We start from the raw sequence: 18,869 nt of genomic DNA, 5'->3' as shown, positions 1-18,869 counted from the left end.
GACCCCGAACGCCCGCGTGCGGTCCTGGTTCCCCGGTTCAGCCCCGCAGGGTGTGCGGGATGTCCAGCAGGCGGGCCTGCTCCAGCGTGAACTCACCCACCCGGCTCCAGGGGACGACCTCGGCGCGGAACCGGATATAGCTTTCGATGATACGGCGGGTCACCGGGTCGCCCGCCGCATGGATCTCGTTCAGCACCTCGTTGGCGGCGCCCCCCAGGGCTGTCAGCACGTCCTCCGGGAGCCGCCGCAGCTTCACCCCGTGCTGCCGGACCAGCGTCGCCAGTGCGGCACCGCTGCGGGCCGTGTATTCCGCCAGCATGTCGTTGTTCTCGGCCTGGGCTGCCTGGGCGATGACGGCGCGCAGGTCGGCCGGCAGGGCATCGTACTTCGCCTTGGACACGATGAGCTGCAACCCGGCTCCGGGTTCCTGGTAGCCGGGTGAATAGTAATAGGGCGCCACCTGGTAGAAGCCGAGCGCGAGATCGTTGAAGGGGCCGACCCACTCCGCGGCGTCCAGGGCGCCGGACTGCAGGTTGCCGTAGATTTCGCCGCCCGGCACATTGACGACGGTAGCGCCCAGCCGGGCCAGAACCCGGCCGTTGTTGCCGGGGGTGCGGATCTTCAGTCCGCGCAGGTCCGCCACCGAGCGGATCTCCTTGCGGAACCAGCCGAACATCTGGGTGCCGGTATTGCCCGCCAGAAAGGGCTTCAGCCCGAACGGCGCATACAGTTCGTCCCAGAGGGCCTGTGCTCCGCCATGGTGGACCCAGGCATCCAGTTCATTCGCCGTCAGACCGTAGGGGAAGGCGGTGAAGAACGCGCAGCCTTCGGACTTGGACAGGTGGTAGTAGGCCGCGTCGTGGGCCATTTCCGCCGTGCCGTTCGCCACCGCGTCGAAGCACTGAAGCGCGGGCACAAGTTCGCCCGCGGCGAAGACCTTCACCGTCAGCCGCCCGTCCGTCATCTCGCCGATCCGCCGTGCCAGCCGCTCCGCGCCGGTGCCGACGCCGGGCAGTCCCTTGGGCCAGCTCGTCACCATGCGCCATTCCATCCGTCCACTGGCGATGGCGGGTGCGGCAACGCCCCCGGCAGCCAGGGAGGCAAGGACGGCCGGGGTTGCCGCGGCGGCGGCACTGCCGGTCAGGAAGGCGCGGCGCTTCACAGGGGCCTCGGTGGCTGGACGGATGCGACGCCCCAGACTAGAGGGCCTGGGAGGGCCGGGCAACCGACGCGCGCGTGGCTGCCGTCTCCCAGGGCCAGAGCGCGGACAGGTCCTCCGTCGGTCGGGGCAGGGTCAGCAGCGCTGCCGCCAGCCGCCGGTGCAGCGGGTCGGGATGGTTCAGCAGATCCGCGCGCAGGGCGCTCCAGGCGCCGCCGGCGGCGACCAGAACCTCTGCCGGCAGAGGCTGGGAGGTGGCGCCCCTCCCGTCCGTGACGGGCGGCGGCGATCCGCTCGACACCAGGGCCGGGCCGGACCCCAGCGGGCGGACCTCCGCCACGATGCGGCAGCGCGGCCCGAACCCCCGCCAGGGGCCGGGGGCCGGACCAGGATCGACGATGTCCGCCGCCGCCTCCGGTCCGGCCGGGGCGGCCCCCAGGCGTTGCCACAGCGTCCGCAGCGGCCAGGGGGCGGTGACGCGGCAGCCGGAAAGGGCGGGCAGGTCCGGCCATCCTGGCGGCATTGTAGGGCCGGGAGCGGGCTCCAGCGCCACGGGCCGGGCCTCCAGCCCCGCCGCCCCGAAGGCGTCCCGCCACAGGTCCCGGCCCTCGGCCGTCCGCAGCCAGGCCTGCACCGCCTCGGGTTCCGGTCCGAAGGGCAGGCCGCCGAGCAGGCCCAGAGCCCCTTCATCCGCCCCCGGCGCGCCGACGATGACGCGGCGGGTGCCGGCAGGCACCGCGGGGTGGATCAGCGCCCGCACGGGTCCGACGAGAGCCGCAGCGGCGCCCAGGAGCGTCGCCGATACCAGAAACAACCGTCGATCCATCTGCATCCTCCCGTCTGGAGAAACGCTGCCGGGAGGGGCAGGGTCCCGCCGGTCAGGCCGGTTCGTCCGGTGCGGGCAGATCGATGGCGCCCCAGCCGTCACGGCCCAGCACTTCCAGGGGGCGGAAGCGGGCCTTGTAGGCCATCTTGCGGCTGCTTCCGATCCAGTAGCCCAGATAGACGTAAGGCATGCGCTCGGCCCGCGCTTCCGCGACCAGTTGCAGGATCAGGAAGGTGCCCAGGCTGCGCCGGGGCTCCGCCGGATCGAAGAAGCTGTAGACGGCGGAGTACCCGTCCTCCAGCCGGTCGGCCAGGGCGACGCCGCGCAGCCTGCCGGTGCGGTCCCGCACCTCGAACAGGCAGGTGTCCACCCGGCCCTCGTCGATCATGGCCGAAAACTCGGGGAAGCGCATGCGGCTCATGTCGCTGTCGCCGTGCCGCGAGGTCTGATAGAGCGCGAAGACCCGGTAATGTTCCAGTGTGGCGCGGGCGGGCACGGCCGTGACCGTCAGGTCGGCATTGCGCCGCAGGGTCCGCCGCATGGTCCGGTCCGGTTCGAACGCAGCCACGGGGATGCGCACCGGCACGCAGGCCGTGCAGCCGGGGCAGACGGGGCGGTAGACGATGTCATGGCTGCGCCGGAATCCGGCGCGGGACAGGGTGGAGTTGATGTCGGCTGCCTGAAGTCCGGACAGGCGGGTGAACAGCTTGCGCTCTACCCGCCCGGGCAGATAGGGGCAGGGCATCGGCCCCGACCGGTAGAACTGCTGCAACGGACGGATGGGGGGCTGGATGACACTCATGGGCCGGGCGCCGTTCCGATGCCTGACAGCGGGCGGAGGACGCCTGTGCGGATGCTGCCGCGGCGACGGCAGGGGGAATGCGGGTCAGGCGGCTGCCGGCTGCTCCATCCCGAAGAAAGCCCGCCCGATCTCCAGAGAGACATCGGAAAGGCGAAGTTGCAGCCAGTCCAGGTATTCATGCAGCCCGTGCGCGATGACCCGTTCGATCGTGTGCGTCTCCAGGGCGGCCTGGATCTCGTCCACACGTTCCATGGCGAGATTACCACGCCGGAGCCGGTATTTCGACGTCAGCCGTGACAATAACTGGTCGATCTGGTTGGTGCAGACAACCACAGACCGCGGAAAAGCGTCGTTGAACAGCAGAAATCCGGCTACGGCGGCGGGGGTCATTCCACGCGGATAGACGCGGCGGAAGGCATGGTAGGCGGAGGCGGAACGCAGCAGCGCGCTCCACTGGCTGATGTCGATGGGGGAGCCGATGTCCGCCGTCCGTGGCAGCAGGGAGTGGTACTTCATGTCCAGCAGGCGGGTGGTCTGGTCGGCTCGTTCCAGGTACTTGCCAAGCTGGTAGAAGTACCAGCCCTGGTCGCGGAAGAAGGTGCCCTCGGTGATCCCCGTATGGGTCTGGCACGCCTCCTTCATCATCCGGCAGAGACGGGGCAGGTTGGGGCGCGTCAGTTCCGTCGGGGGAAGCTCCAGCAGGGTGTTGTAGAAGACGTTGATCTGGGTCCACATCTCCGTGCTGATGAGCGGGCGGAGCTGCCGCGCATTCTCCCGCGCCATCCGCACCGCCGAGATGATGGAGGTGGGGTTCTCCTGGTCCAGCACATAGAAATGGATCACGTTGTCCGCCCCGGCCGAGCTGTGCCGGGCGAAGAAGCGGTCCTGGTCGGCGTTCAACTGCACGATCGGAAGCCAGGACTTGGCGCCGTGACTGTCGCGCGCGAAGGTTTCGTGCACGTCCAGGATGCGGGCGAGGTTCTCCGCCCGCTCCATGTAGCGGGCCATCCAGAAGATGCATTCCGCGTAGCGGGCCAGCAGGCTGGTCATGCGGCGGTCTCCCCCGTCACCTGGGGCTGCGCCATGGCCTGCCCCGTCCCGGGTCCCTGGGTCTGGTTCTGGGCCCGCACCGGCGTCGGGACCGTCGCCGGGCCGTCGTCCAGGGCGGCCACCGCCGGACCGTCGCTCTCCAGCACCCAGGTGTCCTTGGAGCCGCCGCCCTGGCTGGAATTCACGATCAGGGTGCCCTTCTTCAGCGCCACGCGCGACAGACCGCCCGGCAGCACCCAGGTGTCGCGGGCGGTGATGGCGAAGGGGCGCAGATCCACATGCCGCGGCTCGATCCCGCCGTCCACCAGGGTGGGGCAGACGGACAGGGCCACCATCGGCTGGCTGATGTAGTTGGCGGGGTCGGCCAGCAGCTTGGCCCGGCAGTCCTCAAGCTCCGCCTTGCTCGCCATGGGGCCGATGGTGATGCCGTAGCCGCCGGCCTCGCCGACCGGCTTCACCACCAGCCGGTCCAGGTTGTCGAGCGTGTATTTCAGCGCCTCGGGCTCGCGGCAGATGTGCGTCTCCACATTGGGGATGATCGCCTCTTCCCCCAGATAGTAGCGGATCATCCGCGGCACATAGGCATAGACGGCCTTGTCGTCGGCCACGCCGGTGCCGATGGCGTTCGCCAGCGCCACGTTGCCCTTGCGGTAGGCCTCGAAGATGCCGGGCACGCCCAGGCAACTGTCGGGGTTGAAGGCAAGCGGGTCCAGGAAGTCGTCTCCGACCCGGCGGTAGAGCGCGTCCACCCGCTCCAGCCCGTTGGTGGTCCGCATGTAGACCCGGTCGTTCTGGACCACCAGATCGCGCCCCTCCACCAGTGGCACGCCCATCTCCCGCGCCAGGAAGATGTGTTCGAAATAGGCGGAGTTGTACGGGCCGGGGGAGAGCAGGGCGACGTGCGGGTCGGTGGCATCGGCCGGGGCGATCTCGCACATCGCCTCCAGCAGCTTGACGCCGTAATTGTCCACCGGACGGATGCCGATGTCGGACATCAGATCGGGGAAGGCCCGCATCATCATGTGCCGGTTCTCGACGACGTAGGACACGCCCGACGGGACCCGGCCGTTGTCCTCCAGCACCCGGAAGGTGCCCGCGTCGTCGCGCACCAGATCCACGCCCATGATGTGGATGTAGGTGCCGAACGGCACGTCCAGCCCGATCATCTGCGGTCGGAAATTGTGGTTGCCCAGGACCAGATCGGCCGGGACGATGCCGTCCTTCAGGATCTTCTGATCGTGATAGATGTCGTGCAGGAACAGGTTCAGCGCTTTCACGCGCTGCTGCACACCGGCCTCCAACCGCGCCCATTCCGCGGCCGATATGATCCGGGGTATGACGTCGAAGGGCAGGATGCGATCGACCGCCCGGGCTTCGCTGTAGACCAGGAAGGTGATGCCGAGGTTGTACAGCTCACGCTCCGCATCGCGGGCGCGCCGCTTCAGGTCGGAGAAGTCCAGATCGCCCAGCCGGCTGCGGATCGGGTCGGTGTGGAGCGCCGGATTTCCCGGTCCGCCGAACAGCTCGTCATAGAAACCATTCGCGTCATAGGATGCGAGCATCCGTGCGACGCCATCCCCAGAACCGCTCACGTCCCACCCCGTCTGAAATCCCTGTCCGGGGCCCGGGCTTGAGCGTTTCGCCGCCGGGGCCGTTCGCAGACGCAAAAACTCTAACAGATATATTGGCGCTTGCCAGTGCCTTCCGATCGGGGAATCCGGGCGGTGCTGCGCCACCACCGGTCAGCGGCGCGGCGGGGGATCAGCGCCGCGGCGTGGGACCCGCGGGTTGTGCCGGTGCCGCACCGGCGGGAGCCGCGCCGCCGGCCAGTTCCTGTTCCCGCAGCAGAACGATGCTGACCCGGCGGTTGCGCGGGGAGCGCGGATCGTCCGGGAACAGGTGGTCGCGGTCGGCCCGGCCGGTAACCTGATCGATGCGGTTCTCCGGCACACCGGCGGCCAGCAGGGCGCGCACGCTGGCGTTGGCGCGCTCGGTGGACAGGTCCCAGTTGCTCCGGCTGCTGCCGGCGGCGAAGGGGGTGCTGTCGGTATGGCCGCTGACCGACAGGTGGTTGGGCAGCTTGCCCACCGCCTGCGCCACCAGGGCCATGAGCTGGGCCGTCTGCGGCAGCATGTTGGCGCTGCCCGACGGGAACATGGAATAGCCCTCCTGGTCCACGAGCTGGATGCGCAGTCCCTCGGGCGTGTTGTCGATCACCAGATTCTGTGACAGCTCGCGCAGTTCCGGGACCTGCTGGATCGCCTGCCGCAGCTCCTGCGCCGTTCGCTGGAACTGCTCCTGCTCCAGTTTCGCCAGCGCCTCCTTCAGCTCCTTCTCGTCGATCTTGCCGTCGCGGTTCTTGTCGGCCTGCCGGATCTCGCCGGCCTTCTCCAGCGCGTCCAGCCGGCTGTCGCCAGGGCCGCCGCTGTCGCCCGCCTCGCCCTGGCCGACCTTGTCCTGGGTGCCGTCGGGGCGCCCCTTGGTGCTGGAGTCGAAATCCTCGACCTGCTCTTCCGAATTGGCCGAGGCCGGCATGCTCGGCACCGGCACGGTAAGCTGGGGTGGGGAACTCTGGTTGATCTTGGCGCCCGGCACGGTGATGGTCTGGCCGCCCAGGACGCCACCGGCGCCGCTCTCCTGCTTGGACGGGCTGGCCGGGCTGAAATAGTCGGCGATGCCCTGCTTCTGCTCCGACGTGGTGACGTTCAGCAGCCAGAGCAGCAGGAAGAACGCCATCATCGCGGTCACGAAGTCGGCATAGGCCACCTTCCAGGCACCGCCATGGTGCCCTTCGCCGCCCTTCTTGATCTTCTTGATGATGATCGGGGCCAGATTCTGCCCGCCGCCGCCTGCCACCGAAGGCCCCGCTTTTCTGCCTCGACCGGAAGTCTACAATCCGGCCTCCCGGTGCAAAAGAGGTTAATCCGTCCGCCGATGCCCTTGCGCATGCCCGGCCGGTCGGCTAGTTCCCCACGGCAGCCCTTACCGGGAGTCCGTCGATGAGCTTCGATGCGCGTGCCTTCCGCGATGCCCTGGGCTGTTTCGCCACGGGGGTCTGCGTCGCCACCACGCGGGACAGCGACGGCACGCTGATCGGCGTCACGGTCAATTCCTTCACCTCCGTCTCGCTCGACCCGCCGCTGGTCCTGTTCTGCCTCAACCGCACGGCCGAGAGCCTGGGCGCCTTCGAACGCTCGGACAGCTTCGCGCTCACCATGCTGGCGGAGCACGAGAAGCACCTGTCCGACGGTTTCGCCCGCCTGCCGATGCCGGATCGCTGGAGTGCCGCCGATTTCGAGACCTGGCAGACCGGCAGCCCGGTCCTGGCCGGCGGGCTGGCGGCGATGGAATGCGTGACGCATGCCCGCCACGACGGCGGCGACCATGTCATCATGGTGGGTCGCGTCGTGAAGCTGGCGCACCGGGGTGAGGGGCGGCCGCTGCTCTATTTCCGTGGCCGCTACGACCGGCTGGGCGGTTAGGGCCGGAACAGTTCGCGGCCCCGGGCGGCCGGTGCCAGGGCTGCGGCGTCGCCTGCCAGCGTGACATGCCGGCCCGCGGCCCAGACGGGTGTCAGCGTGTCGAACCAGGGCGACAGCGGATCGCCGGAGGGGCCGCCCAGCACCGCGAAGCGGGAACGGTCGAGGTCGGCCAGATCGTAGAGGCCGCGGAAGACGGCCCCATGGACATGCTGGAAGGGGCGGCGCTCCCCCGTCCCGCTGCCGCCGGCCCGGTTGACGGTATAGAATCCGCCGTCCGTCGCATGCATCCGTGAGAACCACCAGGACAGCACCGGCACACGGGCCAGGAGCGCGTGCCCCGTCTCCACCCGGTGTTCCCAGCCCCAGTTCCAGGCGACCAGATGCGGGCCGTGACGCTCCTTGAGCGTCTCCAGGGTGCTGCGCAGGGCGCGGCGGACGATGGCGGCGCAGTCCTCCCGCACGGGCGTGCCGGTGTCGTCGCACCAGTCCGGCCGGTCGCGCAGCAGGTGCAGCACCAGCCGGGCATCCAGCCCGCCAGCATAGAGGTCGCCCAGCTCGTCGCGCAGCAGCGCGGCATGCACCTCCTTCAGCCACCACTCGAAGATCAGCGGCTCCGGCCGGTCGGCCCGCATCCGCCCGTCCCAGGTGCGCAACTGGGCCAGCGCGTCCGCCTCCAGCGGCATCTCCGGCGGCAGCGCCGTCAGGTAGGGCAGCAGCGCCTGCGCCGGCTTTGACAGGATGTCGGCCAGGATGGCTTCCTGTCCGGCAATGTCGTGCACCCGGCGCCCCTCCAGCAGGTCCAGGATGCGCGCGGCCCGCCAGGGCTCGGCCGCGTCGCCGCCCAGCGGATCGGGCCGGCCGGCGGGCACGACGCGGTTGTTGGCGTTGACCAGCAGTCCGTCCGGCGGGTCAACCGCCTGCGGCAGCGCCTCGAACGGCACGAATCCGGTCCAGCGGCCCGCCTCCGCTGCGACGGGAAGGCGTCCGTCGAAGCCCTCCCGCACGGGGATCAGCCCGGCGGAGACGAAGCCGATATGCCCCTCCGTATCGGCCAGGACGACGTTCTGGTGTGGTGCTGCGTAGTCCTTCAGCGCCTCCCGCGCCTCGGCCACGCTGCGGGCGTGGTTCAGCGCCCAGGTGGCGGCGACGTTGGGGTCGGCCTCGCGCAGGGCCGCTGAGGCCAGCGCCACCATCCGGCCCGGTCCGGCGGCTTCCGCTGCGGCGTCGGTGATGTCGGACAGTACCGGCCCCTGCGCCGCCACGCGCACCCGGTGCTGCACCGTGCGGCCGAAGCGGACGCCGATCGTCTCCGTCCGTACGGCGACGCCCGGCGTGTCCGCCGGCAGCACGAACAGGTCCTCGGTATCGCTGTAAGGCGTGGTGAAGCCCCAGGCGACATGCCGGTTGTGGCCCATGATGAGGAACGGCACGCCCGGCGCGAACGCGCCGGCCAGGGTCAGGTCGGGGGTGACGATGCGGGCCAGATACCACTGGCTGGGCACCTGGATGTTCAGGTGCGGATCGTTGACCAGGATCGGCCGGCCGCTGGCCGTGCGCGATCCGGCCAGCGCCCACCAGTTGCTCGCCGCCCCCTCCTCCGGGAGCAGGCCGGAAAGGGCCGCGGCGAGGCGGACCCAGTCCACGCCGTCGGCTGCCGCCAGCGTCGCCGGCGCGTCCGGCGGATCGTCGGGGAACAGGTCGGCCAGCCGCTCCGGTCCCAGCTTCTCCAGCAGGGCCGCCCGGCGCAGGTCGTTGCGCCAGGACCCGCCCAGCAGCGACATCAGCTTGCCGTAGACCAGCGTGTCCGCCGGGCGCCAGGGCTCCGGTCGGTGCCAGAGAAGCCAGAACTCCACGGGCAGCGGCCCCGTCGGCCGCTCCAGCCAGGCGTTCACCCCTTCGGTATAGGCATCGACGGCGGCCCGCACCGGCGGCGGCAGCGTCTCGTAGGCCCGTTCCGCCTGGGAGTAGAGACCAAGGGTCCGCATGAAGCGGTCGAGCGGCAGGGCGGGGCTGCCCACGATCTCCGCCGTCCGTCCGGCACCGATGCGGCGCTGCGCCTCCATCTGTGCCAGCCGGTCGCGGGCATGCAGCCAGCCCAGCACGCGGTAGGCGTCCGTCTCCGTCGCGGCGAACAGGTGCGGCACGCCATGGGCGTCGTGGACCACCTCCACCGGCGCGGACAGGCCGGGCAGCGCGACCTCACCGTCGCGGCCGGGCTGCCAGAGGGAGAGGGCGCCAAACAGCAGGGCGAGCGCACCGCCCGCGACGGACAGCACGATCAGCGGCAGGACCAGGAGGAACCGGCCGGCGCGCCTCAGCAGTCCCATGCCGCCCCTCCGTCCGTCGCCGCCGGGTCCGTCATGCCATGTTCAGAATGATCGTCTTCTTGTGGGTGAAGTGCTCCAGCATCGCCTCCAGACTGGCCTCCTTGCCCAGGCCGGAGGTCTTCACCCCGCCGTAGGAGATGTTCGGCTGCACGACGAGGTTCTGGTTGACCTGGACCAGACCGGCCTCCAGCCGCTGGGTGGCGTCCAGCGCCGTCTTCAGGTCGCGGGTCCAGATCGTGGCGGCGAGACCGTATTCGGTATCGTTCGCCTGCCGGATGACGTCCTCATAGTCGCTGAAGCGGATCACGCAGGTGACCGGCCCGAAGATCTCCTCCCGCGCCAGCCGGCTGTCGTTGGTGAGGCCGGTGAAGATCACCGGCTCCACGAACAGGCCCTTGGCCAGCGCCGGATCGTCCGGCCGGCGGGAACAGGTGTGCGCCGTGGCGCCGGGCGTCTCCTGGCCGATGCGGATATAGTCCGTCACCTTCTCGAACTGGCCGGGGGAGACGATGGCGCCGATGTCGGTGCGCTCGTCCAGCGGATCGCCCATGACCATGGCATCCACCTTCGCCTTCAGCTTTGCGACGAAGGCGTCGTGGATGCTGTCGTGGACGAAGATGCGGCTGGCCGCTGTGCAGCTCTGACCCTGGCGGGTGAAGCGCATGCCGATGACGGCGCCGTCCACCGCCTTGTCCAGGTCGGCGTCGGCCATGACGATCATGGGCGACTTGCCGCCCAGCTCCAGCGTCACCGGGATCAGCTTCTCCGCCGCCGTGCGGTAGACGATGCGCCCCGTTTCGACCGAGCCGGTGAAGGTCACCTTGCCGACCTTCGGATGCGCCACCAGCGGCGCGCCGCATTCGGGGCCGTAGCCGGAGAGCATGTTGAACAGGCCCGGCGGCAGCACCTGGTTCAGGATCTGGCAGACCCGCAGCACCGTGAAGGGCGCCTCCTCGGCGGACTTCACGACGACCGCGTTGCCCGCCACCAGCGCCGGGGCGATCTTCAGCGCCATCAGCAGCAGCGGCACGTTCCACGGGATGATGGCGCCGACGACGCCGATCGGCTCGCGCTGGGTGAGGGTGAGCATCTTCGGATTGAAGGGGACCGTCTCGCCCTTCAGCTCCGGCGCCAGCCCGCCGTAGAAGACGAAGCTGTCGGACAGCACGCCGGCTTCGACCCGGCTCTCCGTCCGCAGGGCCTTGCCGGTCTCCAGCGTGATCAGCCGCGCCAGCTCCTCCACATGCGCGGTCAGCAGCCGGCCGCACTCGGCGACCAGCTTTCCGCGCTCGCGCGCCGGGCGCTGTTTCCAGTCGGCCTGCGCCTTCACGGCCGCGGCCACCGCCGCCTCCACGTCCGCCGCCTCCCCGAACGCGGCCTGTCCCACGACCTCCCCCTTCGCCGGGTTCACCACGTTGAAGGTCCGGCCGGAGGCCGCCGGCACCAGCTCGCCCCCGATCAGGTGCCGGCCCGACAGCGAGCGGGCCAGCGCATGGGGATCGAGAACCGGCTGTAGCAGGGGATGCGACATGGGGCGTCCTTTCCTCGGTCGTTTTTCTGGTTCACTGCTGACCCGTCGGTGCGCCCTGGGCAGCCTCCGGGACCCGCGCCGTTGTAGCAGAGCCCCCCGGGGCGGCAAACCCCGCCGAAGGTCCCGAGTCGGCGGAGGGGGCGGACATGTTTCCGTCGCCGGTCAGAATTTTTCGCTGACGGAACGATTCGCTTTCGATCCTGCGGGTGGCGAGGCCGCGGGGTGCGGCCGCGTTTCTTTTTGCGGACCCCGCTTTCCGACCGCGCGGTGGCAGCGTCATCATGGTGGGCGTGCATCCTCCGGATGCCGCGACGAAGCCCGGGCAGGGCCCACCAGACGCGGGAGTTCCGCCATGCTGCCGAGATTCGCCGATGCCGACGCCATGGTCGCGGCCCTGGAACCGGAAGAGCCCGTCTACTGCTACCGTCCCGACGAGCTGACGGCCCGCGCGCGGCAGTTCGTCTCGGCCTTTCCGGGGCATGTCCTCTACGCCGTGAAATGCAATCCCGAGCCGCTGGTGCTGGATGCGCTCTGGGCCGGCGGCATCCGCCACTTCGACACGGCGTCCTTGCAGGAGATCGAGCTGGTGAAGGGCCACTTCGCCGCCGGCGGCTGCTACTTCATGCATCCGGTCAAACAGCGCGGTGCCGTGCGCGACGCCTACGAGCGGATGGGGGTGCGGACCTTTGTCGTCGATCACCGGGACGAGCTGGAGAAGGTGACGGCGGAGACCGGCGGTGCCCGCGACGTGACCGTCGTCGTCCGTCTTGCCACGGCGCGCGGCGCGGCCGTCTACGATCTGGGCGGCAAGTTCGGCTGCACGGTGGAGCAGGGGGCGGACCTGCTGCGGACGGCGGCCGGGCGGGGGCTGAAGGTCGGACTCTGCTTCCATGTCGGCTCGCAGTGCCTGAACCCCGGCAGCTATACGGCGGCGCTGCGGCTGGCCGCGGCCTGTCAGGACCTTGCCGGTGCCGAGCTGGCGGTGATCGACGTCGGCGGCGGCTTTCCCACCGCCTATGTCGGGCATGAACCGCCGCCGCTGGAGGATTACATGGCCGCGATCCGCACCGGGCTGGAGACGCTGCGGCGGCCGGAGGGCTGCGCCGTCTGGTGCGAGCCCGGCCGTGGGCTGGTGGCGACCGGCGCCTCGCTGGTGGTGCGGGTCGAACTTCGGCGCGACCGCCACCTCTATCTCAACGACGGGCTCTACGGCAGCCTCTGCGACCTGAAGTTCCCGGGCATCCACATGCCGATGCGGGCGGTCCGGCCCGGCCACGCCTTCTCCGACGAGCTGGTGCCCTTCGGCCTGTTCGGTCCCACCTGCGACTGCTACGACCAGATGCCCGGCCCCTACATGCTGCCGGCGGACATCCGGGAGGGCGACTGGATCGAGATCGGCCAGTGTGGCGCCTACACGACCGCCACCCGCACCTGGTTCAACGGCTTCTTCCCCGGCCGCGCCGTCCGGGTGGACGATTCCGCCTTCCTGCCCACCGCGGCGATGCGGGTGCCCGATCATCACCAGCGCGCGGCTGCATGAGCGGTTCCGGTCCGGCCGCGCCCGTGGTAATCGACGCAGAGGCTCCGACAGCGGCGATCCCCCGATGCAGCAGCGTTCCTTCCTCGGCCTGTCCGCCACCGGCTTTCACAGCGTGGCCTACACCGAATGGGGCGCGGGTCCCCGCACCGTCGTCTGCGTCCACGGGCTGACGCGCAACGGCCGCGACTTCGACCCGCTGGCGCACGACCTCGCCGCGGCGCTGCCGGCCCGGGTCGTCTGCCCGGACGTGGTGGGGCGGGGCCGCAGCGACCGGCTCGGCAACCCCGACCTCTACGGCTATCCGCAGTACCTGTCCGACATGGCGACCCTGATCGCGCGGCTGGACGTGGAACAGGTGGACTGGGTCGGCACCTCCATGGGCGGGCTGATCGGCATGCTGCTGGCGGCCCAGCCGAACAGTCCGATCCGCCGGCTGGTGGTGAACGATGTCGGCCCCTTCGTGCCGAAGGCGGCGCTGGAGCGGATCGCGGCCTATGTCGGCAGTGCGCAGACCTTCCCCGACCTTGCGGCGGTGGAGGCGTGGCTGCGCGCCACCTATGCCGGCTTCGGCGCGCTTTCCGACGCGCAGTGGCGGCATCTGGCCGAACACGGGGCGCAGACACTGCCGGACGGTCGGCTGACCCTGGCCTACGACACCGGCATCGCCCGCGCCTTCCAGGGGCAGCCGGTCGCGGACGTGGACCTGTGGCCCGTGTGGAAGGCGATCCGCTGCCCGGTGCTGGTGATCCGCGGGGCCGAGTCCGATCTGCTGCTGTCGGAGACGGCACAGCGCATGCTGGTGGAGGGGCCACCGACCCGGCTGGCGGAGATTCCGGGCGCCGGCCATGCGCCGGCCCTGATGGACCCGGCGCAGATCCGCCTCGTGCGCGACTTCCTGGCGGCGGACTGACGGGCGGCCGCGATGTCTGAGACGATACCGGAAATGCTGGAAGGGGCGATCAACCTGCCGCCCTTCCGGGAGCGCTGGCCCTGGCGGGGTCCCCATCTCCAGACGGTGCGCAACACCCTGAGCCGGCCCCGTTTCCGGCTGGCGGCGGGGGAGCGGCTGCGCTTTCCCATGGCGGACGGCAGCGGCGACGTGCTGCTGGGGCTGCTGAACCGTCCAGGCCGGCCGGTGGCAGGGCGTCCCCTGGCCGTGCTGATCCACGGGCTGACGGGGTGCGAGACGGGCAGCTACATGCAGGCGACCGCGGTGGCGCTGCTGGCCGCAGGCTGGCCGGTGCTGCGCCTGAACCTGCGCGGGGCCGGTCCCAGCCGTGATCTCTGCCGCCTGCGCTATCATGCCGGCCGGACCCGGGACATCCGCGAGGTGCTGGCGCAGCTTCCGCCGGCCCTGACCGCGGACGGCGTCGTGATGGCCGGCTATTCCCTGGGCGGCAACGCGCTGCTGAAGCTGCTGGGGGAGGGCGATCTGCCGGTGCCGGTGCGGGCCGCCGCCAGCATCTCCGCCCCCATCGATCTGCGCCGCAGCAGCCTCGCCTTCCTGGAGCCGCGCAACCGCCTCTACCATCGCTGGCTGCTGGCCCGGATGAAGGAGGAGTCGCTGGCCCCCGGTCCGGGGCTGGAGCCGCGCTGGATCGACGCCATCCGGCGCAGCCGGTCGGTCTGGGACTTCGACGACCTGTTCGTCGCGCCCTGGAACGGCTGGAGCGGGGCGGAGGAGTACTACCGGGTCAATTCCGCCGCCGGTTTCCTGGAGACGATCCGGGTGCCGACCCTGGTCATCCACGCCCTGGACGATCCCTGGATACCGGGGGACTGCTACCGCGCCGTCGCGTGGGAGCGGAACCCGTCCCTGCACCCGCTGCTGCCGGCCGGGGGCGGGCATGTCGGGTTCCATGCCCCCGGCGGTGTCTGGCACGACCGCTGCCTGACGGCGTTCTTCGGCCGGCACGCCGGCTGAGACCTGGTCAGTCGCAGCGCGACTTCTCCGCGATCCAGTCGGCGGTGTAGAGCGGGGGGCGCCCCTGTTCCTTCAGCCATTCGTTCTGAAGATTGTAGGTGTCCCGCTCATAGGCCGCGGGGCAGGCCGGGACGTAGCCCTGGCGGGCCTGGACATGGTGGACCAGTTCGTGCAGCAGGTAGCTGACCTCCACCACGTCGGCCTCGCTCCAGGTCTCGTTGTCCAGCACGATCAGACCCGGGAAATAGAGCGCCTTGATCCGCTCCCCCTGGCGGGCGTGCTGCACGATCCTGTTCGTCTCCTCCAGCGCCGTCCGGCTGGCGACGATGATCGGAAGCGGCACGTCGGCGGCCCCCAGACGCTTTTCGACCCAGGTCAGCAGCCCTTCCGCCAGCGGTGTGGCGATCCGGCTGCCCTCCGGCACGCCGGCCTTGGCGGGGGCGGCTGCGATCAGGCAAAGCACCGCCCCCAGGATGGCCGCGAGGCCACGTCCTGCACTCATCATCTCTCCTTCCGGCAACGCGGCTCCGTCCCGGTCGTTCCGAGGAACGACGGCCGTCTCCGATTCCGATTCTGGGTCGCGTTCTGCGAGATTTCCCAATAATGGAAGCTCGCTATGTCCGGGATTAATGTAGAGATTTGCTGGCGTTGTGAAATGTATACGGAGGTCGTGTGTCTGGCGCCCCTATTCTATTGATTTAAAAAATCCGCATTTACTAATGCGGTGTTAAATTTGAATTCTGTTCTGGTATTGTTTGTTTATGATCGCTGTAATGGCGTGTGTAATCATTAAATTCTGGCGGGGCGAATCGGTTCTCGTGTCGCGCGTTGGTATGGCGGGCCGGCGGCGGGCAGGTCACCGTTGCCGCTGTCCAGGTATCCGGCCGCGGACAGTCGAGGAGGGATGCTCGGAGGAACTGCGGGGGGACGCCGTGGGGTGGGCGACGATCTGCCTGCCCGGGGGCAGGAGACCGTCCGCCGCGGCCGTCGTCTCTGTGCGCGCGCCGCCCCGTCGCCGGGACGGCCGCGGATCAGGGGGGAGTCAGGGGCCGGAAAGGCGGGCGATTCCCGCTGGCGGCGGCGCGCTGCATACGAACGGGTGGGTGGCCGCCTGTCCGGAAGGTGGTGTCCGGGGGGCTGTTCCGGATACGAGAAGGGCCCCGCCGGTGTCGCGGGGCCCTGGTCTCTGTCACCGGATGCCTGGGGTCATCCCTGCTGGCGCAGCAGCTTCGCGGCCTCGATGGCGGCGTAGGTCAGCACCGCGTCGGCGCCGGACCGCTTGAAGGCCAGCAGCATCTCCAGCATCGCCTTGTCGTAGTTCAGCCAGCCGTTGGCGGCGGCGGCCTTCAGCATCGCGTACTCGCCGCTGACATTGTAGGCCAGCGTCGGGACGCGGAAGGTGTCCTTCACGCGCCGGATGATGTCGAGGTAGGGCAGGCCCGGCTTCACCATGACCATGTCCGCTCCCTCCTGGAGGTCGAGCTGGACCTCCCGCAGGGCTTCGTCGGAATTGGCCGGGTCCATCTGATAGGTCTTCTTGTCGCCGGTCAGCAGCGCGCCGGTGTTCACGGCGTCGCGGAACGGACCGTAGAAGGCCGAGGCGTACTTGGCCGAATAGGCGCAGATGCGCACGCCCTGGTGGCCGTGCGCGTCCAGTGCCTCGCGGATGGCGCCGATACGGCCGTCCATCATGTCGCTGGGGCCGACGATGTCACAGCCGGCATCGGCCTGGACCAGAGCCTGGCGGACCAGGACCTCGACCGTCTCGTCGTTGACGATCCGGCCGTCGCGCAGGATGCCGTCATGACCGTGGCTGGTATAGGGGTCCAGCGCCACGTCGCCGAACAGGCCGATGTCCGGCACCTGCCGCTTCAGGGCGCGCATCGCCCGGCACATCAGATTGTCGGGGTTGGCCGATTCCCGGCCCATCGGGTCCTTGACCTCGGGCGGGTTGGCCGGGAACAGGGCGACGCAGGGGATGCCCAGCTCGGCCGCCTCGGCCACCGCGGGCACCAGCAGGTCGATGGACAGCCGCTCCACGCCGGGCATGGAGGGCACCGGTTCGCGCCGGTTCTCGCCGGGCAGGATGAAGACCGGCCAGATCAGGTCATCCGCCGTCAGCCGGTTCTCCGAAACCATGCGCCGGGTCCAGGCGTCGGCGCGGTTGCGGCGCATCCGGATGCGCGGATAGGCGCCGACGGGGGGCGGTGCTGGCTCGTGCGGGTGGGAGTGGTGATCGTCGTGATGGGCGGGATCGTGAGGCATGGCTCGACGCCTGTAGGGGGGAGAGAAACCGGCGCGATCCTATGCCCATCCGCCGCGCCGGCAAAGCCCGTAGGCGCCGCGGCGCGACATCCCGTCACCGTCGTGCGGCCAGACGGCGGTCCAGTTCGGCCAGCCCGGTATCCTCGCCGCGCTTCTCCCAGCGGGGTCCGTGCTTCTCCCAGGCCGTCACCAGCCCCGGCATGAAGCGCTCGCCCTCCCAGGTCCGGAGCCGCAGGACCAGCGACGGCGGCGCGATCTCGATCAGGTTCCAGGCATTGGGTTCGTTGCGCAGGCGGGTGGAGGTCGCGGTGGACGCCTGCGCCACCAGGATCGAGCGTTCGACATGGGCATGGTGGCTCATCACGTCGCCGCTGTAGGCGCGGTGCAGATGGCCGGCCAGCAGCAGGTCCACGCCCGCCGCCTCCAGCGCGCGCAGGGCGCGGGTCGCGCGGCCGACCAGCCGGCGGCCGGGATGGTCGGGCGGCGGCAGGAACGGGTGGTGGGTGAAGACGACCTTGAAGACCTCCGGTCCCAGCTCCCGCAGGCACCCCAGGATGCGGTCCATCTGGCGCTGGTTCACCCGACCCTCGGCGAAGTCCAGGATCAGCGACCGGCTGGTGTTCAGTCCCAGCACCGCGAGGTTGCCCAGGTTCAGAAAGGGGTCCAGATCCTCGGCGATGTAGCGGCGGTAGTTGCGCAGCGGATCGACCAGCCGGGCCAGCAGGTTGAAGGCCGGCAGGTCGTGGTTGCCCGGCACCACCATGTGCGGTGCGGGCAGATCGGCCAGGAAGGCGCGGGCCGCGCGGAACTGCGACGGCCGCGCCCGCTGGGTCAGGTCGCCGCTGACGACGATCAGATCCGGCGCCTGCGCCGCCAGATCGTCCCGGAGCGCCGCGACGACCGCCGGGTCGATGCGGCCGAAATGCAGGTCCGAGATGTGGGCGATCCGGCGCATGCCGCCGGCTCAGGCCGTCTGGCGGAGGCTGGCCGGTTCCTCCGACGCCGGGCGCAGGACGGTCAGGGCTTCCGGCAGGATGCGGTAGCGCAGCGGGGTCTCCAGCTCCAGCACCTCCCCGTCATTGGCGACCTTGATCCGCCGACGGCGCCGGGTGTGGACGGTCACGCTGTGGACCTCGTGCGTGTCGATTCCCGGCAGCTCCTGCCAGCGCCCGACGGCGAACCCTGTCGCCAGGGCCAGCAGGCCGAAGCGGCTGCGGTAGTGCGCGATGTAGACGCCCAGCTTGCCCGCCGTCAGGGTGGACCGGCGCAGGATCGGGCCGAAGCCGCCGTCATAGACATTGTTGGCGACGGCCAGGATCGGCGTCTGGATGCGCTGCGGCCCGTGGCCCAGATCCACCTCGACCGACAGGCGCCTGTTGTCCACCAGGGTCTTGACGGCGGCGAGCGCCATCGCCGGCCATTTGCGGATATGGTGGGCACCGCGCTGGTGCTCGCGTTCGGCCACCATGCGGGGATACCAGCCGATCACGGAGTTGTTCAGGAAGGGATGGCCGTTCACCTCGGCCATGTCGATCCGCTCCGGCCGGCCATGCGCCAGGGCCTGCACCGCGCCCGGCAGGTCCAGCGGCAGGCCCAGGTCGCGGGCCAGCAGGTTCATCGTGCCCAGCGGCAGCACGCCCAGCGTGCAGCCGGTGCCCTGCAACAGGTGCGCCGCCGTCACGATGGTGCCGTCGCCGCCGCCGACGACGATGGTGTCCACGCCGGGCCGGTCCAGGGCGCGGCGGATCGCGTCGGGCACGTCGGTGCCGGGGGAGGCGACGCAGACCACGTCGTGCCCCGCATCCCGGAAGCCATGCTCCACCTCGGCGATGGCGTCGGTGACGGGCATGTCAAGCAGCGACCCGGCACTGCTGTTGAGGATCACGCAGAGTTTCATGGTGTCTGGCCCTGTCCGGGCGGGGTGGATCGGGGGGCGGGTGTCCGCATGGATTCGTCCGGATGC

At 70.1% G+C, this 18,869-nt stretch carries 16 protein-coding genes; 4 read left to right on the top strand and 12 right to left on the bottom strand.

The window, feature by feature from the left end; genetic code table 11:
• Positions 1 to 37: 37 nt before the first annotated feature.
• From RC1_RS06530 to RC1_RS06505, 6 genes are all read right to left on the bottom strand, one after another.
• Positions 38 to 1,162 (bottom strand): TRAP transporter substrate-binding protein, encoded by a 1,125-nt coding sequence (locus RC1_RS06530; RefSeq protein WP_012566557.1) that lies wholly within the window; start codon positions 1,160 to 1,162, stop codon positions 38 to 40.
• A gap of 37 nt (positions 1,163 to 1,199) precedes the next feature.
• Positions 1,200 to 1,985: a tat (twin-arginine translocation) pathway signalsequence domain-containing protein gene (locus RC1_RS06525; protein WP_012566556.1), complete on the bottom strand. Its 786-nt coding sequence runs from the start codon at positions 1,983 to 1,985 to the stop codon at positions 1,200 to 1,202.
• 52 nt (positions 1,986 to 2,037) lie between these two features.
• Positions 2,038 to 2,787 carry an arginyltransferase gene (locus tag RC1_RS06520; protein WP_012566555.1) on the bottom strand — a complete coding sequence of 250 codons (750 nt, stop codon included), beginning with the start codon at positions 2,785 to 2,787 and terminating at the stop codon, positions 2,038 to 2,040.
• An 84-nt stretch (positions 2,788 to 2,871) separates the two neighbouring features.
• Complete coding sequence (locus RC1_RS06515) at positions 2,872 to 3,837, bottom strand: alpha-E domain-containing protein (RefSeq protein WP_012566554.1); 966 nt, start codon at positions 3,835 to 3,837, stop codon at positions 2,872 to 2,874.
• Entirely contained in the window at positions 3,834 to 5,399 is a 1,566-nt protein-coding gene (locus RC1_RS06510) for a circularly permuted type 2 ATP-grasp protein (RefSeq protein WP_012566553.1), read from the bottom strand. The genes RC1_RS06515 and RC1_RS06510 overlap by 4 nt, the downstream gene beginning before the upstream one ends.
• A gap of 199 nt (positions 5,400 to 5,598) precedes the next feature.
• Positions 5,599 to 6,693 (bottom strand): flagellar motor protein MotB, encoded by a 1,095-nt coding sequence (locus tag RC1_RS06505; RefSeq protein WP_012566552.1) that lies wholly within the window; start codon positions 6,691 to 6,693, stop codon positions 5,599 to 5,601.
• Positions 6,694 to 6,836: 143 nt separating this feature from the next.
• On the opposite strand from RC1_RS06505, the gene RC1_RS06500 reads away from it, so the two are divergent.
• Positions 6,837 to 7,319, top strand: coding sequence for a flavin reductase family protein (locus RC1_RS06500; protein ID WP_012566551.1), 483 nt, complete (start codon positions 6,837 to 6,839; stop codon positions 7,317 to 7,319).
• On the opposite strand, the gene RC1_RS06495 is transcribed toward RC1_RS06500, so the two are convergent.
• Together RC1_RS06495 and RC1_RS06490 are read right to left on the bottom strand one after the other, a co-directional pair.
• Positions 7,316 to 9,646, bottom strand: coding sequence for a penicillin acylase family protein (locus RC1_RS06495; protein WP_012566550.1), 2,331 nt, complete (start codon positions 9,644 to 9,646; stop codon positions 7,316 to 7,318). The two genes, RC1_RS06500 and RC1_RS06495, sit on opposite strands and share 4 nt — an antisense overlap.
• A 31-nt stretch (positions 9,647 to 9,677) precedes the next feature.
• Positions 9,678 to 11,177 carry an aldehyde dehydrogenase family protein gene (locus RC1_RS06490; protein WP_012566549.1) on the bottom strand — a complete coding sequence of 500 codons (1,500 nt, stop codon included), beginning with the start codon at positions 11,175 to 11,177 and terminating at the stop codon, positions 9,678 to 9,680.
• A gap of 352 nt (positions 11,178 to 11,529) precedes the next feature.
• Here RC1_RS06490 and RC1_RS06485 point away from each other — a divergent pair, with 352 nt between their 5' ends.
• The 3 genes from RC1_RS06485 (at position 11,530) to RC1_RS06475 (ending at position 14,641) form a co-directional block, all read left to right on the top strand.
• On the top strand, positions 11,530 to 12,717 hold the full coding sequence (locus RC1_RS06485) for a type III PLP-dependent enzyme (protein WP_012566548.1): 1,188 nt from the start codon (positions 11,530 to 11,532) through the stop codon (positions 12,715 to 12,717).
• A gap of 64 nt (positions 12,718 to 12,781) precedes the next feature.
• Complete coding sequence (locus tag RC1_RS06480) at positions 12,782 to 13,627, top strand: alpha/beta fold hydrolase (RefSeq protein ID WP_012566547.1); 846 nt, start codon at positions 12,782 to 12,784, stop codon at positions 13,625 to 13,627.
• Positions 13,628 to 13,639: 12 nt separating this feature from the next.
• Positions 13,640 to 14,641 (top strand): YheT family hydrolase, encoded by a 1,002-nt coding sequence (locus tag RC1_RS06475; protein ID WP_234703835.1) that lies wholly within the window; start codon positions 13,640 to 13,642, stop codon positions 14,639 to 14,641.
• A 7-nt stretch (positions 14,642 to 14,648) separates the two neighbouring features.
• On the opposite strand, the gene RC1_RS19960 is transcribed toward RC1_RS06475, so the two are convergent.
• From RC1_RS19960 to RC1_RS06455, 4 genes are all read right to left on the bottom strand, one after another.
• Positions 14,649 to 15,143, bottom strand: coding sequence for a DUF6647 family protein (locus tag RC1_RS19960; RefSeq protein WP_012566545.1), 495 nt, complete (start codon positions 15,141 to 15,143; stop codon positions 14,649 to 14,651).
• A 704-nt stretch (positions 15,144 to 15,847) separates the two neighbouring features.
• Positions 15,848 to 16,906: a porphobilinogen synthase gene (gene hemB, locus RC1_RS06465; protein ID WP_012566544.1), complete on the bottom strand. Its 1,059-nt coding sequence runs from the start codon at positions 16,904 to 16,906 to the stop codon at positions 15,848 to 15,850.
• A 94-nt stretch (positions 16,907 to 17,000) separates the two neighbouring features.
• Positions 17,001 to 17,861 carry a metallophosphoesterase family protein gene (locus RC1_RS06460; RefSeq protein WP_012566543.1) on the bottom strand — a complete coding sequence of 287 codons (861 nt, stop codon included), beginning with the start codon at positions 17,859 to 17,861 and terminating at the stop codon, positions 17,001 to 17,003.
• 9 nt (positions 17,862 to 17,870) lie between these two features.
• On the bottom strand, positions 17,871 to 18,803 hold the full coding sequence (locus RC1_RS06455; RefSeq protein WP_041785179.1) for a diacylglycerol/lipid kinase family protein: 933 nt from the start codon (positions 18,801 to 18,803) through the stop codon (positions 17,871 to 17,873).
• Positions 18,804 to 18,869 lie beyond the last annotated feature (66 nt).

It is taken from the genome of Rhodospirillum centenum SW, assembly GCF_000016185.1.
Taxonomy (GTDB): Bacteria; Pseudomonadota; Alphaproteobacteria; order Azospirillales; family Azospirillaceae; genus Rhodocista; species Rhodocista centena.
This window is presented reverse-complemented; position numbering and strand designations above follow the sequence as displayed.

Bases quoted from the DNA above. Each gene is read 5' to 3' on its own strand.
- RC1_RS06525 (WP_012566556.1), bottom strand. From the start codon at position 1,985: ATGGATCGACGGTTGTTTCTGGTATCGGCGACGCTCCTGGGCGCCGCT.
- RC1_RS06520 (WP_012566555.1), bottom strand. From the start codon at position 2,787: ATGAGTGTCATCCAGCCCCCCATCCGTCCGTTGCAGCAGTTCTACCGG.
- RC1_RS06515 (WP_012566554.1), bottom strand. From the start codon at position 3,837: ATGACCAGCCTGCTGGCCCGCTACGCGGAATGCATCTTCTGGATGGCC.
- RC1_RS06510 (WP_012566553.1), bottom strand. From the start codon at position 5,399: ATGCTCGCATCCTATGACGCGAATGGTTTCTATGACGAGCTGTTCGGC.
- RC1_RS06500 (WP_012566551.1), top strand. From the start codon at position 6,837: ATGAGCTTCGATGCGCGTGCCTTCCGCGATGCCCTGGGCTGTTTCGCC.
- RC1_RS06495 (WP_012566550.1), bottom strand. From the start codon at position 9,646: ATGGGACTGCTGAGGCGCGCCGGCCGGTTCCTCCTGGTCCTGCCGCTG.
- RC1_RS06490 (WP_012566549.1), bottom strand. From the start codon at position 11,177: ATGTCGCATCCCCTGCTACAGCCGGTTCTCGATCCCCATGCGCTGGCC.
- RC1_RS06485 (WP_012566548.1), top strand. From the start codon at position 11,530: ATGCTGCCGAGATTCGCCGATGCCGACGCCATGGTCGCGGCCCTGGAA.
- RC1_RS06480 (WP_012566547.1), top strand. From the start codon at position 12,782: ATGCAGCAGCGTTCCTTCCTCGGCCTGTCCGCCACCGGCTTTCACAGC.
- RC1_RS06475 (WP_234703835.1), top strand. From the start codon at position 13,640: ATGTCTGAGACGATACCGGAAATGCTGGAAGGGGCGATCAACCTGCCG.
- RC1_RS19960 (WP_012566545.1), bottom strand. From the start codon at position 15,143: ATGAGTGCAGGACGTGGCCTCGCGGCCATCCTGGGGGCGGTGCTTTGC.
- hemB (WP_012566544.1), bottom strand. From the start codon at position 16,906: ATGCCTCACGATCCCGCCCATCACGACGATCACCACTCCCACCCGCAC.
- RC1_RS06460 (WP_012566543.1), bottom strand. From the start codon at position 17,861: ATGCGCCGGATCGCCCACATCTCGGACCTGCATTTCGGCCGCATCGAC.
- RC1_RS06455 (WP_041785179.1), bottom strand. From the start codon at position 18,803: ATGAAACTCTGCGTGATCCTCAACAGCAGTGCCGGGTCGCTGCTTGAC.